Source organism: Streptomyces sp. NPDC093064, from assembly GCF_044754605.1.
Taxonomy (GTDB): Bacteria; Actinomycetota; Actinomycetes; order Streptomycetales; family Streptomycetaceae; genus Streptomyces.
The window spans coordinates 107,837-122,503 of record NZ_JBIVPK010000010.1 but is presented as its reverse complement, the minus strand read 5'-3'; the positions used below and the strand labels follow the sequence as shown (position 1 = coordinate 122,503).

Genomic DNA, 14,667 nt, shown 5'->3' with positions numbered 1-14,667 from the left:
GGTGAGTGGGAAGGTCCATGACGGTCCACGGCGAAGGGGCGAGCGGGTGAGAGCGAACGCGTCCGGGGCGGCGGAGATCCGTGGTGCGCTGGTACGGCTGCGGCGTGCGACGGGCCTCCCGGTCGCCTTCGGCGGCCTGGTCGAGCCGGGCCGGCCGCGGGTGCGGATCAGCGAGCTGACCGGCACGACGACGCTCGCGCTCAGGGCGCTCGCGGTGAGCTCCGGCAACGGACTCGGCGGCAAGGCGGTGGCGCTCGCCCGCCCGTGCGCGGTCACGGACTACTCGCTGTCCCCGCGGATCAGCCACGAGTACGACGTCCCGGTCGCCGCGGAGGGGCTGCGCTCGGTGCTGGCCGTGCCGGTGGTCGTACGGCGCCGGGTGCGCGGTGTGCTGTACGGCGCGCTGCGTACGGCCCAGCCGCTGGGCGACCGGACGCTGAGCGCGGCCGTGGACGCGGCGCGGGACGTGGAGCAGGCGCTGGTGGCGGAGGAACAGGCGCGGGACCTGCTGGCGGCGTCCCGTGCGGCGCCCGCCCCGGACCCCGCGGACGGGGTCGCCTGGGAGCAGGTGCGCGAGGCCCACGCGGCCCTGCGCGCCCTGGCCCCCCGGATCTCCGACCCCGGCCTGCGCGCCGAACTCCTGAACGCCTGCGGCCTGCTGACCACGGCGGCCACCCCGGTGGCGGGCGTGAACCTGGCCCCCCGCGAGATCGACGTCCTGACCTGCGTCGCCGCCGGCGCGACCAACGCCGCCGCGGCGACCCGCCTGGGCCTGAGCCCGGAAACCGTCAAGAGCTACCTCCGCGCAGCCATGCGCAAACTGGGCGCCCACACCAGGGGCGAGGCAGTGGCAACGGCCCGCCGAGCGGGGGTACTGCCGTAGGGGCAGTGACCTTGACCCGCAACGGGCGCGGGCGCAGCCCGGTACAGCGGGCTTCCGGCACGCGGCCAGGGGCGTGACTCCGGCAGGCACCGGCACTCCCGCAGGGGTACCGGCAGCGGTGTCGCCGCCGGAGCAGCGGCGGGCTCGCCGGGCACGGCCCGGAACACGGGGTGGCGGGTGGACAGGCGCAGCCCGGTGGGCAGGCTTCCGGTACCGGCCAGGGGCGGGACTCCGGCAGGTACCACCCGCAGGGGATACGGCGGCGGGCCCGCCGGCCCGGAACGTGGGCGCAGCCCGTGGACGGCCGGGGGCGGGACTCCGCGGCACCGGCCGGGGGCGGGACTCCGGCACCGACGGGAACGGCTCCCGCAGGGCTACCGGCGGCGGCAGGCTCGCCGGGCACGGCCCGGAACTCGGGCGCAGCCCGTGGGCGGGCTACCGGCACCGGCCGCGGGCAGGCCTCTGGGAGGCGCCGGCGGGAACACGCACCCCACGCGGGTCCTCCCCCGGTCGAGGTCGAGACCCCGGCACGCACCGGCGGGCGGCTCGCGTAGGGGTGCCGGTAGCCGGGGTGGGAAGGCCGACGCGGAGTGTCGGTGGGGGTGTGGCGGGGGTACCGTCGGAGGGATCTGTTCGTGGGGGGCGTATTCATTCAGTGGTGCTTTGAATATGGGCCTGCTCCGGGCGCTGTTATTTCCCTCACCATCCCGGCTGTCCGAAATTCACGGGCGGGTTGCCTAGAATTTGGCCCGAACACGACACTCGAGGGGAGCGGTGACCGTGCGACGGGACTTCAAGGGCCCTGTGAGCTGCCGTTCCGAGCTGGTCATCGGCCAGGAGGAGCCGTCCGCGGCGGCGCGGGAGCAGCTCGCGCGCGGTGGGAGTGTGCTGCTGCACGGGCCGGCCGGAATAGGAAAGTCGACGGTGCTGCGGGCATTGGCCGCGGAATATGCCCCGAACGCCCGCACCGTGTTGCGCTGCTCCGCCACCGAGTCCGAATCCCACCTGCCCTTCCTCGCCCTGGCCGACCTCTTCGGCCTGGTCCTGGACGAGGTGTCCGGCAAGCTTCCCGCCGCCCAGCACACCGCGCTGGAGTCGGCGCTCACCGGCCGCGGCGAGTCCACCCTCCAGCGCGACGGCCTCGCCCTGCGCCTGGCCGTGCTCTCCACGCTGCGCGCGCTCGCCGCGAAGGGCCCGGTCCTGATCGTCGCCGACGACCTCCAGTGGCTGGACTCGGCCAGCGCCGAACTGCTCGGCTTCGCCGCCCGGCGCCTCGGCGAGACGCCCGTGCAGATGCTGTGCGCGGTGCGGACCGAGGAGGAGGAGTACGACCGCCACCTGCGCGCCTGCCCGCCCGACACCCTCTCCGTCCGGCTGGGCCCGCTGACCCGTACCCAGGTCTCCGCCCTGCTCGGCCACCGCGGATACGCCGGCCTGCCCCGCTCCACGGTCCGCGACATCCACCGCACCAGCGGCGGCAACCCCCTGTTCGCGCTGGAGCTGGGCCGCGCTCTGGCCGAGAGCCCCACCCCGCCCCGGCCGGGCGAGCCGCTGCCGGTGCCGACCTCGCTGCGCGCCCTCGTCCTGAGCCGGCTGGAGATGCTGTCGGACGAGGCCCGCCGCACCCTGCTGGTGGCCAGCGCCGGCGCCCGCCCCACCCCCGCCCTGCTGCACGCGGCCGGCCGCGGCAACGCCGAGGCCGAGTGCGCGCAGGCCGCCGAACTGGGGCTGCTGGCCACCGAGCCGGAAGACCCCGCCGTACGGTTCGCGCACCCGCTCATATCGGCTGCGCTGTACGCGGAGGCCCCCGCCCAGGAGCGGCGTGCCGCCCACGCCGCGCTGGCGACCGCCGCCCCCGACCCCATCGAGCGGGCCCGGCACCTGGCGCTGGCCACCACCGGCACCGACCCGGAGGTGGCCGCCCGGCTCGCCGAGGCCGCCGCGCTGGCCCGGGACCGCGGGGCGCCCTCGGTGGCCGCCTCGCTGGGCCTGCTCGCCGCCCGGCACACCCCGGCCGGCAGCGGGCCGGGCCCGGACGGCCGGCGGTTGCAGGCCGCCGAGGACGCCATCACGGCCGGCGAGGTCGACCTTGCCCGGGATCTCGCCCGCGAGGTGCTGACCCGGGCCACCGTGCCCGCCGAACGGGTCCGGGCCTGGATGGTGGTGATCGAGTCGGCCGGCCAGGCCCTCGGGGACGTGGACGCCGTCTTCCCGCAGGCGCTCGCCGACGCGGGCGACGACCCGCGGCTGCTCGCCCTGGTCCACTACCAGCTGGCCTGGCGCGGACTGGTCGTGGAGGGCGACTTCGCCGAGGCCCGCCAGGAGGCAGCGCACGCCGCCGAACTGGCGGAGCGCGGCCGGGACCGGCGCACCGAGCTGATGGCGCTCGCCTTCCAGGCCTCCACCGAGACCCTGATGGGGCATCCGAACGCCCCCGCCACCATCAAGCGGGCGCTGCGGGAGCCTCAGCACCCGTACGTCGCCTGCCATCACAACGGCGTCGGCTCGGCCCGCTACCGCTGGCTGCTGATGAGCGACCGGCTGGCCGAGGCCCGGGCGACCATCACCGCGCTGCTGCGCGAGGTCCGGCGGCGCGGCATGGTCGAGAGCGAGGTGCACTTCCTGCGTCTGCTCGCCGAGACCGAACTGCGCTCCGGCCACTGCGGCCGGGCCCTGGACCTGTCCCGCGAGAGTCTGCGGATGGCCCGGGACACCGGCATCGGCGAGAGCGCCTCGGCCACCCTGGCCTCCCTCGCCGAGGCCTCCGGCGGCAGCACCGACCGGGCGCTCGCACTGGCCCGGGAGGCGGTGGGGCACGCCGAGGAGGACGGCGACCAGATGTATCTCTCGCGCGCCCTGACCGCCCTGGGGCACGCCCAGTTGGTGGCCGGGGACGACCAGGCCGCCGTGACGGCGCTGCGCCGGGTGGGGGAGCTGGAGTTGGGGCTCGGCATCACCGATCCGGCGCGCGGCCGCTGGCACGGCGACCTCGCGGAGGCCCTGGTGCGGACCGGGGAGCAGGCCGAGGCCCAGCGCGTCATCGACGTGGCCCGCGAGCACGCGCTGCGGCTCGGCCGCGAGAGCGTGCTGGCCGTACTCGACCGGTCCGAGGCGCAGGTGCGGGCGGCCCGCGGCGACCAGCACGCGGCCGAGGCCCAGTTGACGTCCGCACAGGACCGGCTGGCGAAGCTCGGCAACGGTCTGGAGGAGGCCCGCGCCGCGTTCGCGCTGGCCCGGCTGCGCACCCTCGCCCCGGCCCTGGGAGCCGGCCGGGCAGGGGCGGCCCCCGTGCCGGGTCCGACGTCGTACGACGAGGCGGCGCGGCTGTTCCGGCGCTGCCGCGCGCTGCCGTGGCTGCGCCGGGTGGAGGAGGCCGCCGCCGCCCGGCCCAAGCAGCAGCCGGAGGTGGCCCCGGCGGCGCTGGACGGACTGGCGGCGATGGAGCGCCAGGTGGCGGCGCTGGTCATGGAGGGCGCGACGAACCGGGAGATCGCCGCGCGGCTGTTCATCAGCGTCAAGACGGTGGAGGCGACCCTGACCCGGGTCTACCGCAAGCTGGGGATCCGTTCGCGCGTCGACATCGTCCGATTGGCGGCGGGCCGGCGCGCGAAGTGAGCGCGGCGCGGGTTGACTGTCCGCGTGGACGCCGGTGAGGGCGGCACCGGAAGGCGCCGCGGAACGAGCGGGGACCACCGGGGGCCACCGTGGGACCACCGGAAGGGACCGAGGGTTTTCCCTGCCCAACTCCCTTAGGGGGTTCCCTCATTGGAGGAGGGTGGGCCCGGACCTAGCGTAAGGGGCGTGCCGCTCGCCCGGGCACACGGGGTCCGAACACGGATCCCACGGCTCCCGTGCCCGACCGCCCGCGCGACCCCCACCGGCCTGCCCCGAGGAGACGCATGTTCGGCCTCACCCGCGCCAGACGGACCGCCGCCGCGGTCGCGTTCGGCGCTGCCGCGGCCGCGCTGCCCACCGCCCCCTCCGCGGTCGCCGCCCCCCGGCCCGTCGTCGGCGGCACGCCGACCACGACGGCGGAGTACCCGTTCGTCATGCAGATCACGGACGCGACCGGCGGCCAGTTCTGCGGCGGCACCCTGGTCGCACCCACGAAGGTGGTCACCGCCGCACACTGCGTGGTCGGCGAGACCACGGGCAACGTGCGGGTGGTGGGCGGGCGTACTCATCTCAGCGGTACCGACGGCACGGTCGGCGAGGTCAGCCGGATCTGGTTCGACCCCGGCTACACGGACGCGGTCAACGGTGGCGACGTGGCCGTGCTCACCCTGGCCAAGCCGATGCCGTACGCCACGGCCGCGTACGTCTCCCCCACCGGCACCGGCGTGTACGCGCCCGGCATGACGGGCCGCGTCCTGGGCTGGGGCACCACGGGCAAGAACGGCGGCTCGTCCGACCAGTTGCGGATGGCGATGGTGCCCGTCGTGTCCGACACCGAATGCCGCGACTCCTACGGCTCCGACTTCGTCGCGAGCGACATGGTTTGCGCCGGATACCCGTCCGGCGGCGTCGACACCTGCCAGGGCGACAGCGGCGGTCCCCTGCTCATCGGGGGCGTCCTGGCAGGGATCACTTCCTGGGGCAACGGCTGTGCCGAGGCGGGCCAACCGGGTGTCTACACCCGGCTGGCCTCCTTCTCCAGCCTCGTGACCGAGCAGGTCCTGACCTGAGCCGTGCCCCGGTGAAAGCCAGGGGGCGTTGCGAGCCACCACGAGCGGCCCGCAACGCCCCCTTTCCACGTCCCCCATGGCCTCCATGACCTCCGTGGTCGGGCTTCGACCACCAGCGTGTCGCCCTCCGGTTTCCACAGCCCCGCCAGGAAGCCGTCGACGAGGAGAGTGCGATGGGCTTGGTTGCCCTGCGCGTCGCGGCTTTCGTCTGTCCTCTTTCGTCAGGGTTCCGGCCGGCCGTCACCGGGGTCCTGGGCGCTGCGGCCGGCGGTGGGCGGTTCGGTGGCGTACCAGCCCGTCCAGTGGCGGACGGTGATCGCGATCACCGGTCCGTCCGGCGGGATCTCGCGGTACTGCGGGTACTTGCGCAGCAGCCGGGCGAGCGCGGTCCCGTACTGCACCACGGTCCGTTCGTCCTCCGCGTCGGGCGGCACGATCCGGGCGTCGCCGTCGGCGCGGGCCCACCACAGGCGGTTCCAGTCCTCGTCGTAGTCGTCGGCCAGCAGGGACACGGACCCGGTGGCCTCGATGTTTCGCAGGCGCTTGAGCCGGGTCGTGGTCTTCGGCTTGCGGTCGACGGCCGTCACGACGCCGTCCTCGCCGAGGGCGGCGAACACCGTGGGCACCAGGTGCGGGCGGCCGGCCGCGTCCACCGTGGCCAGTCGCGCCACCCGGGCGGCGAGGAACCGGCGGCGCGCCTCGCCGGGGTCCATGCGGGGCACGGGCGTGGCCTCCTCTCAGCCGTACGTTCAGCCCTCCGTTCAGCCGTCTGTCAGGGCCCGCAGCACCTCCTCGTCCGTCAACTGCTCGAAGTCGTCGTACCAGACGCCCACGGCGGTGAAGGTGGGCGGCTGGTGGAGGCAGATCACCTCGTCGGCCTCGCCGCTCAGCGCGCGGACGGCGTCGGGCGCGCCGACGGGGACGGCGAGGACGGTGTGCGCGGGTGCGCCGCGCCGGACGTGCCGCAGCGCGGCGCGGGCGGTGGAACCGGTGGCCAGGCCGTCGTCGACGACGATCGCGGTGCGTCCGCGCAGGTCCGGGGCGGGACGGCCGTGGCGGTAGCGCCGGGCGCGGCGGCGCAGTTCGGCGCGTTCGCGCTCCACCGCCGGGGCGAGGTCCTCCTCGGTCAGGCCGAGCAGGTCCAGGGCCGTCTTGTCGAACAGCGGCGGGTCGTCCCCGGCGATCGCGCCGAGGCCGTACTCCTCCTGCGAGGGGGCGCCGATCTTGCGGACCACGACCACGTCCAGCGGGGCGTCCAGCACCCGCGCGACCTCCCGGGCCACCGCGACGCCGCCGCGGGGCAGCGCCAGCACCACGGGGTCGGGCAGCGCGCCCGCCTCGTACCGGGAGCGCAGCCGTTCGGCCAGTTGCCGGCCCGCCTGCGCACGGTCGCGGAACCTCATGGGCGTCCCTCCTTCCGCCCTGGGTGCCGGGTACCCCGCGGGGCCCGGCCGACCACATCCCGCCGGCGCCGTCGGCCCGGCCGGTTAGGCCGAGGTGTGAGGGGCAGTCGGAGAGGACTCACGGCAGACCGGTTCCCCCGTAGGAGCAACAGTGTCGACAGGCCGACTCCCGGATCGCGAACAGCGGATCCTGAACGAGATAGAACGCGCCCTCAGCCGTGACCGCCGTCTGGTCCGGCGGCTGCGGTCGGCGCGCAGACCACCGGCCCTCTCCCGGGTGGCGTCCTACGCTCCTCGGCTGTGGACCGTGGTGCTGCTGGTGGCGGTCTCCGCCGCCCTCCTGACAGCCGGTGCGGTCACCGCTGAGCCGGGCGTGATCTGGGCGTTCGCGGCGGTGTGGCCGGTGGCGCTGTACTCCGTCCTGCGGCTGCTGTGCCGCCGGGCCGAGTCCTGACGCGCCGCCGACAGGCCCGGATCCCCGCCGTGGCTGCCGTGGTGCCCCTTCGACCGGCCCAGGCCTGCACTTCGATCAGTGATTCGACCCCGCTATACACTGCGTCTATACACGCCGCATATAGCCCCAACATGCCTTGAGCGACCAGGAAGACGACGAAAACGGGGCCCGGTTCCGGGCATTGACGGCACTGACGGCACTGACGGCCGGGTGTCTCACGCTGACCGGCTGCGCACGCGACGGCACGGCGCCGAGCGCGGCCCGCGCGCATCCCGCGTTCGGCACGGCGGACTGCCGTCACGCCAAGTGCGTCGCGCTGACCTTCGACGCGGGGCCGAGCGAGAACTCCGCCCGGCTGCTCGACATCCTCAAGGAGGAACAGGTACCGGCGACCTTCTTCCTGCTCGGCGCCCGGCACATCGAGAAGTACCCGGAGCTGGTCGTCCACATGGCCGCCGAGGGCCACGAGGTGGCGACCCACACCTGGGACCACCACATCCTGACCCGGATACCGGCGGAGCGCGTACGCGAGGAGATACAGCGCCCGAACGAGGAGATAGAGCGGCTGACCGGGCAGAAGCCGACTCTGATGCGGCCGCCGCAGGGCCGCACCGACGACACCGTGCACCGGATCTGCAAGGAGCTGGGCATGTCCGAGGTCCTGTGGAGCGTGACCGCCAAGGACCACACCACGACGGACTCCGAGCTGATCACCCGGCGCGACCTCGACCAGACCTCCCGGAACGGGATCATCCTGCTGCACGACATCTACGCGGGTACGGTGCCCGCGGTGCCCGGGATCATCGACGCGCTGAAGGAACGGGGGGTACGTCTTCGTCACCGTGCCGCAGTTGCCGGCGCCGGGCAGGGCGGAGCCGGGCAAGGTCTACCGGCCGTAGGACGACCCGCAAAGTGGCTTCTCACCGGGCCGCGCTCTCCAGGCGCGCGGCCCGGTTCAGCCGCCGCCGGCAAGGCGGAGCCGGTAGCGCCTCCCCGGCCGCCCGCCGACGATCTCCTCACCCACCGCCGTGAACCCGGTGCGTGCAAGCACGGTCATGGAGGCCGCGTTGTCGAGGGTGGTGACCGCGGTGAGCTCGGTGAGCCGGTACGTCACGACGGCGAGCCGGCTCACCTCCCGCACGGCGGCCGTCGCCACGCCCCGGCCCGCGGCGCGCTCGCCGATCCGGTACCCGAGTTCGGCGCACCCGTCGGCGACGTCGACGAGGTTGACGCGGCCCACCAGTTCGCCCTGTTCGTCCACGACGACGTGGAAGTGGCAGACGCCGGCGTCCTGTTCGGCGAGGAGAGCGCGGTGACGGGCGGCGAATCCCGTGAAGTACGCGTCCCCCCGGTCCGGCACGGAGCGGGCGAAGTGACGACGGTTCTCTCGCTCGAAGGCCAGCAGCGCCTCCGCGTGGTCGGGGCGCAGCCGCTCCAGTATCACCATGATCGGGAGCATACGCGGAAGGATCGGGCGATGAGCCAACCGTGTGAGCCGGGGACAAACTTACAAGGTGAGGCCACCGATTGCCTACGATCGTGGCGTGGTGAACTTCTCGCTCGAACGCACCGCGCCGCTCCCCCTCGACGAGGCGTGGCGGCGGATCACGCGGTGGTCGCGGCATGCCGACGCGGTGCCGCTGACCCGTATCAACGTGGTCACGTCCGCGCCGACCCGGGAGGGCACGGTGTTCGTGGCCCGTTCGGGGATCGGTCCCCTCGGCTTCGACGATCCGATGGAGGTCACCGTCTGGCGTCCGCCGGCCGACGGCGAGCCGGGACTGTGCCGGGTGGAGAAGCGCGGCCGAATGGTGCTGGGCTGGGCCGAGTTCGAGGTGCGGCCCGGCCCCGGGGGCCGCACACGGGTGGTCTGGCGGGAGGAACTGCGGGTCCGCTTCCTGCCGGGCCTGTTCGACGAACCCCTGCGCGGCGCGGCCCGGTCGGTGTTCGGACGCGCACTGAACCGGCTGCTCAGGCAGCCCTGAGAAAGTTGACGTACCGTCAGGCAACCGAGCCGATCCGCTCGGTGGCCTCGGGCACGCCGTCGTGGTGGATCGGGGTGTGCGCGCCGGTGAGGGACACGCCGCTGCCGCCGCGCCGGTCGGCGACGATCTCGGAGGCGATCGACAGGGCCGTCTCCTCGGGCGTACGGGCGCCGAGGTCGAGGCCGATCGGGGACCGCAGCCGCGCCAACTCCAGTTCCGTCACGCCGACTTCACGCAGCCGGCGGTTGCGGTCGAGGTGGGTGCGGCGGGAGCCCATGGCGCCGACGTAGGCCACGGGAAGGCGCAGCGCCAGCTTCAGCAGGGGAATGTCGAACTTGGCGTCGTGGGTCAGGACGCACAGCACCGTGCGGGCGTCGACCCCGGTGCGGGCGAGGTACTCGTGCGGCCACTCGACGACGGTCTCGTCGGCCTCCGGGAAGCGCGCCCGGGTGGCGAAGACGGGCCGGGCGTCGCACACGGTGACGTGGAAGCCGAGGAACTTGCCGACGCGCACCAGCGCCGAGGCGAAGTCGATCGCCCCGAAGACGATCATCCGGGGCGGCGGCACCGCGGACTCGACGAGGACCGTGAGCGGGGCGCCGCAGCGCGAGCCCCGCTCGCCGATCTCCAGCGTGCCGGTGCGCCCGGCGTCCAGGAAGGCGGACGCCTCGCCGACGACCGTGCGGTCCAGTTCCGGGTGGCCGCCGAGGCCGCCCTCCCAGGAGCCGTCCGGGCGGACCAGCAGTGCCCTGCCCAGCAGTCGGGCCGAGCCGGACACGATCCGGGCCAGGGCCGCCGCCTCCCCCCGCGCGGCGGCGGCCAGCGCGGACGCGGCCACGGCATGGGCCGGATCGGCTGCCCGTACCGGTGTGACGAGGATGTCGATGACGCCGCCGCAGGTCAGTCCGACGGCGAAGGCGTCCTCGTCGCTGTAGCCGAAGCGCTCCAGGACGGTTTCGCCGTCCTCCAGCGCCTGCCGGCACAGCTCGTACACGGCGCCCTCCACACAGCCGCCGGAGACGGAGCCGATGGCCGTGCCGTCGGCGTCGACCGCGAGGGCGGCACCCGGCCGGCGCGGTGCGCTGCCGCCGACGGCCACCACGGTGGCCACGGCGAAGTCGCGTCCCTGCGCGACCCACCGGTCCAGTTCCTCGGCGATGTCCAGCATCTGTAGGTCTCCTTGCGGCGGTCGTGGGGAGGGCGCGTCGGCGGCGGGCGGTGCGGCTAGCGCACGGCCAGCCAGCTCTCGATGGGGTTGAGCGCGAAGTAGACGAGGAAGACCGCGGTCAGGCCCCACATGAAGGCGCCGATCTCCCGGGCCCTGCCCTGGGCGGCCTTGATGGCGGTGTACGAGATGACGCCGGCCGCGACACCCGTGGTGATGGTGTACGTGAACGGCATCAGGACCACGGTGAGGAAGACCGGGATCGCGGTGGACCGGTCGGCCCAGTCCACGTGCCGGGCGTTCATCAGCATCATGGCCCCGATGACCACCAGCGCGGCGGCGGCGACCTCCTGCGGGACGATCGCGGTGAGCGGGGTGAAGAACAGGCAGGCCGCGAAGAACAGGCCGGTGACGACCGAGGCGAGGCCCGTGCGGGCGCCCTCGCCGACGCCGGTCGCCGACTCGATGAACACGGTCTGCCCGGATCCGCCGGCCACACCGCCGATCGCTCCGCCCGCGCCGTCGATGAACAGCGCCTTGGACAGGCCGGGCATCCGGCCCTCGGCGTCGGCCAGCTTCGCCTCGGTGCCGACGCCGATGATGGTGGCCATCGCGTCGAAGAAGCCGGCCAGGACCAGAGTGAAGACGATCATGCCGACCGTCATCGCGCCGACCTGGCCCCAGCCGCCGAACTCGACGTGCCCGAAGAGCGAGAAGTCGGGCATCGACACAGCGCTGCCGTGCAGTACGGGCGCGCCGCCCGCCCAGGCGTCGGCCTTGATGACGCCCGCCCCGTTCAGGACGGCCGCCGCCACCGTGCCGCCGACGATGCCGACGAGGATGGCGCCGGGGACGTTGCGGGCCTGGAGCACGAAGATCAGCAGCAGGGTGCAGGCGAAGAGCAGCACCGGCCAGCCGGCGAGTTCGCCGGCCGGACCGAGGGTGACCGGGGTGGTCTTTCCCTGGTGCACGAAACCGGACTTGTAGAAGCCGATGAGCGCGATGAACAGGCCGATGCCGATGGTGATCCCGTGCTTGAGCGCCTGCGGGATGGCGTTCATGATCATCTCGCGTAGGCCGGTGACCACCAGCAGCATGATGACCACGCCGTAGACCACGCACATGCCCATCGCCTGCGGCCAGGTCATCTGCGGCGCGACCTGCGAGGACAGGACGCCGGAGACGGACAGGCCGGCGGCGAGGGCGAGCGGCACCCTGCCGACGAAGCCCATCAGCAGGGTGGTGAGGGCCGCGGCGAACGCGGTCGCGGTGATCAGGGCCTTCTGGCCGAGGGTGTCGCCGGCGGCGTCCTTGCCGGACAGGATCAGGGGGTTGAGGAGCAGGATGTACGCCATCGCCATGAAGGTGGTGACGCCGCCGCGCACTTCACGCGCGAGCGTGGATCCCCGCCGGGATATGTGGAAGTAGCGGTCGAGCCAGGACCGGCCCGCCGGGACGCGGCTGCCCGCGCCCGCGTCCTCAGCGGTGGTCCTCGGCTCCACTGACTGCTGGGTCATGGGGCCATCTCCCAAGGTTCACAGGGACACCCGATGCCGTTGACGGCATGCGGGATCTGGGAATGGACGACCCGGGGGACGGCCCGAGACGAACAGTTGGGGTCCCCGGGGGCGAACTGCCCCCGGGGGTTCATCGGTTCGGACGCCGTGGGCTCACATGCCGGTGAGGTGTTCCGGCCGGACCGGCGTCCGGTTCAGCTCCAGCCCCGTCGCGTTGCGGATCGCCGCCAGGACGGCGGGTGTGGACGACAGGGTGGGGGCCTCGCCGACGCCGCGCAGCCCGTACGGCGCGTGGTCGTCGGCGAGTTCGAGCACGTCGACGGGGATGGTCGGCGTGTCGAGGATGGTGGGGATGAGGTAGTCCGTGAAGGACGGGTTGCGCACCTTCGCCGTCTTCGGGTCGACGACGATCTCCTCCATGACCGCCACGCCCAGGCCCTGGGTGGTGCCGCCCTGGATCTGGCCGACGACGGACAGCGGGTTGAGCGCCTTGCCGACGTCCTGGGCGCAGGCCAGCTCGATCACCTTCACCAGGCCGAGATCGGTGTCCACCTCGACGACCGCGCGGTGCGCGGCGAAGGAGTACTGCACATGGCCGTTGCCCTGGCCGGTGCGCAGGTCGAAGGGTTCGGTCGGCCGGTGCCGCCACTCCTCCTCCACCTCGACGGCCTCGTCCTCGAGGACGTCCACCAGGTCGGCGAGGGCCTCGCCGCCGTCGGTGACGACCTTGCCGCCCTCCAGGAGGAGTTCGGCGGTGGCCCAGGCCGGGTGGAAGGAGCCGAACTTGCGGCGCCCGATCTCCAGGACCTTCTCGCGCACGAGCTCGCAGGCGTTCTTGACGGCGCCGCCGGTGACGTACGTCTGCCGGGAGGCGGAGGTCGAACCGGCGCTGCCCACCTGGGTGTCGGCCGGGTGGATGGTCACCTGGGCGACGCCCAGCTCGGTGCGGGCGATCTGCGCGTGGACGGTGACACCGCCCTGGCCGACCTCCGCCATCGCGGTGTGCACGGTGGCGACCGGCTCACCGCCGACGACCTCCATGCGGACCTTGGCGGTGGAGTAGTCGTCGAAGCCCTCGGAGAAGCCGACGTTCTTGATGCCGACCGCGTAGCCCACCCCGCGTACGACGCCCTCGCCGTGCGTGGTGTTGGACAGGCCACCGGGCAGCTGCCGGACGTCGGCGCCCTCGGAGCTCTCCCACTGGCGCTCCGGCGGCATCGGCATCGCCTTGACGCGGCGCAGGAGTTCGGCGACCGGGGCCGGGGAGTCGACCGGCTGCCCGGTCGGCATGATCGTGCCCTGGGACATGGCGTTCAGTTGCCGGAACTCCACCCGGTCCATGCCGACGGCGTCGGCGAGCTTGTCCATCTGCGCCTCGTAGGCGAAGCACGCCTGGACCGCGCCGAAGCCGCGCATGGCGCCGCAGGGCGGGTTGTTGGTGTAGAGGGCGACGGCCTCGATGTCGACGTCGTCGACCTCGTACGGGCCGATGCCGAGCGAGGCGGCGTTGCCGACGACCGCCGGGGAGGCGGAGGCGTACGCGCCGCCGTCCAGCACGATCCGGCACCTGACGTGGGTCAGCTTGCCGTCCTTGGTGGCCCCGTGCTCGTAGTACAGCTTCGCCGGGTGGCGGTGGACGTGTCCGAAGAAGGACTCGAACCGGTTGTAGACGATCTTGACGGGCTTGCCGGTGCGCAGCGCCAGCAGGCAGGCGTGGATCTGCATCGACAGGTCCTCGCGCCCGCCGAAGGCACCGCCGACGCCGGACAGCGTCATGCGGACCTTCTCCGGCGGCAGGCCGAGCACCGGCGCGATCTGGCGCAGGTCGCTGTGCAGCCACTGGGTGGCGATGTAGAGGTGGACGCCGCCGTCCTCCTCGGGCACGGCGAGCCCGGACTCGGGGCCGAGGAAGGCCTGGTCCTGCATGCCGAAGTGGTATTCGCCCCTGACGACGAAGTCGGCTCTCCTCGCGGCCTGTTCGGCGTCGCCGCGGACGATCGGCTGACGGTGGACGATGTTGGGGTGCGGGACGTGGCCGGCGTGGTGGTCGGTGCGGTTCTCGTGGACGAGGACCGCGTCCGGTGCGGTCGCGGAGGCCTCGTCGGTGATCACCGGCAGTTCCCGGTACTGCACCTTGATCTTGGCGGCGGCGCGGCGGGCGGTCTCGGGGTGGTCGGCGGCGACGACGGCGACGGGCTCGCCGTGGTGGCGGACCTTGCCGTGGGCCAGGACCGGGGTGTCCTGGATCTCCAGGCCGTAGTTCTTCACCTCGGTGGGCAGGTCGTCGTACGTCATCACGGCGTACACGCCCGGTGTGGCGAGGGCCTCGGCGGTGTCGATCGAGACGATCTCGGCGTGCGCGACCGTGGAGCGCAGGATCTGGCCCCAGAGCATGTCCTCGTGCCACATGTCGGAGGAGTACGCGAACTCGCCGGTGACCTTGAGGATGCCGTCGGGGCGGAAGGTGGACTCGCCGATGCCGCCCCTGGTCTGCGAGCCCTGGGTGACTTTGGTGGGAGCGCCGGTGGGGGTACCACCGTGCTCGAACGTAGTGGAGAGCTTGGAGGCCGTCATG

The 14,667-nt window shown here is 73.6% G+C and carries 11 protein-coding genes and 1 pseudogene; 6 read left to right on the top strand and 6 right to left on the bottom strand.

Going from position 1 to position 14,667, the window contains the following annotated elements:
* Positions 1 to 46: 46 nt before the first annotated feature.
* From ACIQFZ_RS15065 to ACIQFZ_RS15055, 3 genes are all read left to right on the top strand, one after another.
* Entirely contained in the window at positions 47 to 883 is an 837-nt protein-coding gene (locus ACIQFZ_RS15065) for a helix-turn-helix transcriptional regulator (RefSeq protein ID WP_365421037.1), read from the top strand.
* Positions 884 to 1,657: 774 nt separating this feature from the next.
* Positions 1,658 to 4,498: an AAA family ATPase gene (locus ACIQFZ_RS15060; RefSeq protein WP_383061686.1), complete on the top strand. Its 2,841-nt coding sequence runs from the start codon at positions 1,658 to 1,660 to the stop codon at positions 4,496 to 4,498.
* A gap of 284 nt (positions 4,499 to 4,782) precedes the next feature.
* Positions 4,783 to 5,568, top strand: coding sequence for a serine protease (locus ACIQFZ_RS15055; RefSeq protein ID WP_365777537.1), 786 nt, complete (start codon positions 4,783 to 4,785; stop codon positions 5,566 to 5,568).
* A gap of 221 nt (positions 5,569 to 5,789) precedes the next feature.
* Here ACIQFZ_RS15055 and ACIQFZ_RS15050 read toward each other — a convergent pair whose 3' ends face one another.
* Positions 5,790 to 6,290 carry a TIGR03668 family PPOX class F420-dependent oxidoreductase gene (locus ACIQFZ_RS15050; RefSeq protein WP_365777539.1) on the bottom strand — a complete coding sequence of 167 codons (501 nt, stop codon included), beginning with the start codon at positions 6,288 to 6,290 and terminating at the stop codon, positions 5,790 to 5,792.
* Between the two features lie 39 nt (positions 6,291 to 6,329).
* The gene (locus tag ACIQFZ_RS15045) at positions 6,330 to 6,971 is read right to left on the bottom strand and encodes a phosphoribosyltransferase family protein (RefSeq protein ID WP_365421049.1); all 642 of its coding nucleotides are present in this window, start codon (positions 6,969 to 6,971) and stop codon (positions 6,330 to 6,332) included.
* A gap of 151 nt (positions 6,972 to 7,122) precedes the next feature.
* On the opposite strand from ACIQFZ_RS15045, the gene ACIQFZ_RS15040 reads away from it, so the two are divergent.
* Both ACIQFZ_RS15040 and ACIQFZ_RS15035 read left to right on the top strand, forming a co-directional pair.
* Entirely contained in the window at positions 7,123 to 7,425 is a 303-nt protein-coding gene (locus ACIQFZ_RS15040) for a DUF3040 domain-containing protein (RefSeq protein ID WP_365421051.1), read from the top strand.
* Between the two features lie 181 nt (positions 7,426 to 7,606).
* Positions 7,607 to 8,324: pseudogene (locus tag ACIQFZ_RS15035) on the top strand (polysaccharide deacetylase family protein).
* A gap of 56 nt (positions 8,325 to 8,380) precedes the next feature.
* On the opposite strand, the gene ACIQFZ_RS15030 reads toward ACIQFZ_RS15035, so the two are convergent.
* Positions 8,381 to 8,872 (bottom strand): GNAT family N-acetyltransferase, encoded by a 492-nt coding sequence (locus ACIQFZ_RS15030; RefSeq protein ID WP_365421054.1) that lies wholly within the window; start codon positions 8,870 to 8,872, stop codon positions 8,381 to 8,383.
* Positions 8,873 to 8,969: 97 nt separating this feature from the next.
* Here ACIQFZ_RS15030 and ACIQFZ_RS15025 point away from each other — a divergent pair, with 97 nt between their 5' ends.
* Complete coding sequence (locus ACIQFZ_RS15025) at positions 8,970 to 9,410, top strand: SRPBCC family protein (protein ID WP_365421057.1); 441 nt, start codon at positions 8,970 to 8,972, stop codon at positions 9,408 to 9,410.
* 16 nt (positions 9,411 to 9,426) lie between these two features.
* On the opposite strand, the gene ACIQFZ_RS15020 is transcribed toward ACIQFZ_RS15025, so the two are convergent.
* From ACIQFZ_RS15020 to ACIQFZ_RS15010, 3 genes are all read right to left on the bottom strand, one after another.
* Positions 9,427 to 10,578, bottom strand: coding sequence for an XdhC family protein (locus ACIQFZ_RS15020; protein WP_402691381.1), 1,152 nt, complete (start codon positions 10,576 to 10,578; stop codon positions 9,427 to 9,429).
* 56 nt (positions 10,579 to 10,634) lie between these two features.
* Entirely contained in the window at positions 10,635 to 12,092 is a 1,458-nt protein-coding gene (locus ACIQFZ_RS15015) for an NCS2 family permease (RefSeq protein WP_402691380.1), read from the bottom strand.
* Positions 12,093 to 12,245: 153 nt separating this feature from the next.
* Positions 12,246 to 14,666: a xanthine dehydrogenase family protein molybdopterin-binding subunit gene (locus ACIQFZ_RS15010; protein ID WP_402691379.1), complete on the bottom strand. Its 2,421-nt coding sequence runs from the start codon at positions 14,664 to 14,666 to the stop codon at positions 12,246 to 12,248.
* Position 14,667 lies beyond the last annotated feature (1 nt).

Bases quoted from the DNA above. Each gene is read 5' to 3' on its own strand.
- ACIQFZ_RS15055 (WP_365777537.1), top strand. From the start codon at position 4,783: ATGTTCGGCCTCACCCGCGCCAGACGGACCGCCGCCGCGGTCGCGTTC.
- ACIQFZ_RS15045 (WP_365421049.1), bottom strand. From the start codon at position 6,971: ATGAGGTTCCGCGACCGTGCGCAGGCGGGCCGGCAACTGGCCGAACGG.
- ACIQFZ_RS15030 (WP_365421054.1), bottom strand. From the start codon at position 8,872: ATGGTGATACTGGAGCGGCTGCGCCCCGACCACGCGGAGGCGCTGCTG.
- ACIQFZ_RS15020 (WP_402691381.1), bottom strand. From the start codon at position 10,578: ATGCTGGACATCGCCGAGGAACTGGACCGGTGGGTCGCGCAGGGACGC.
- ACIQFZ_RS15015 (WP_402691380.1), bottom strand. From the start codon at position 12,092: ATGACCCAGCAGTCAGTGGAGCCGAGGACCACCGCTGAGGACGCGGGC.
- ACIQFZ_RS15010 (WP_402691379.1), bottom strand. From the start codon at position 14,666: ATGACGGCCTCCAAGCTCTCCACTACGTTCGAGCACGGTGGTACCCCC.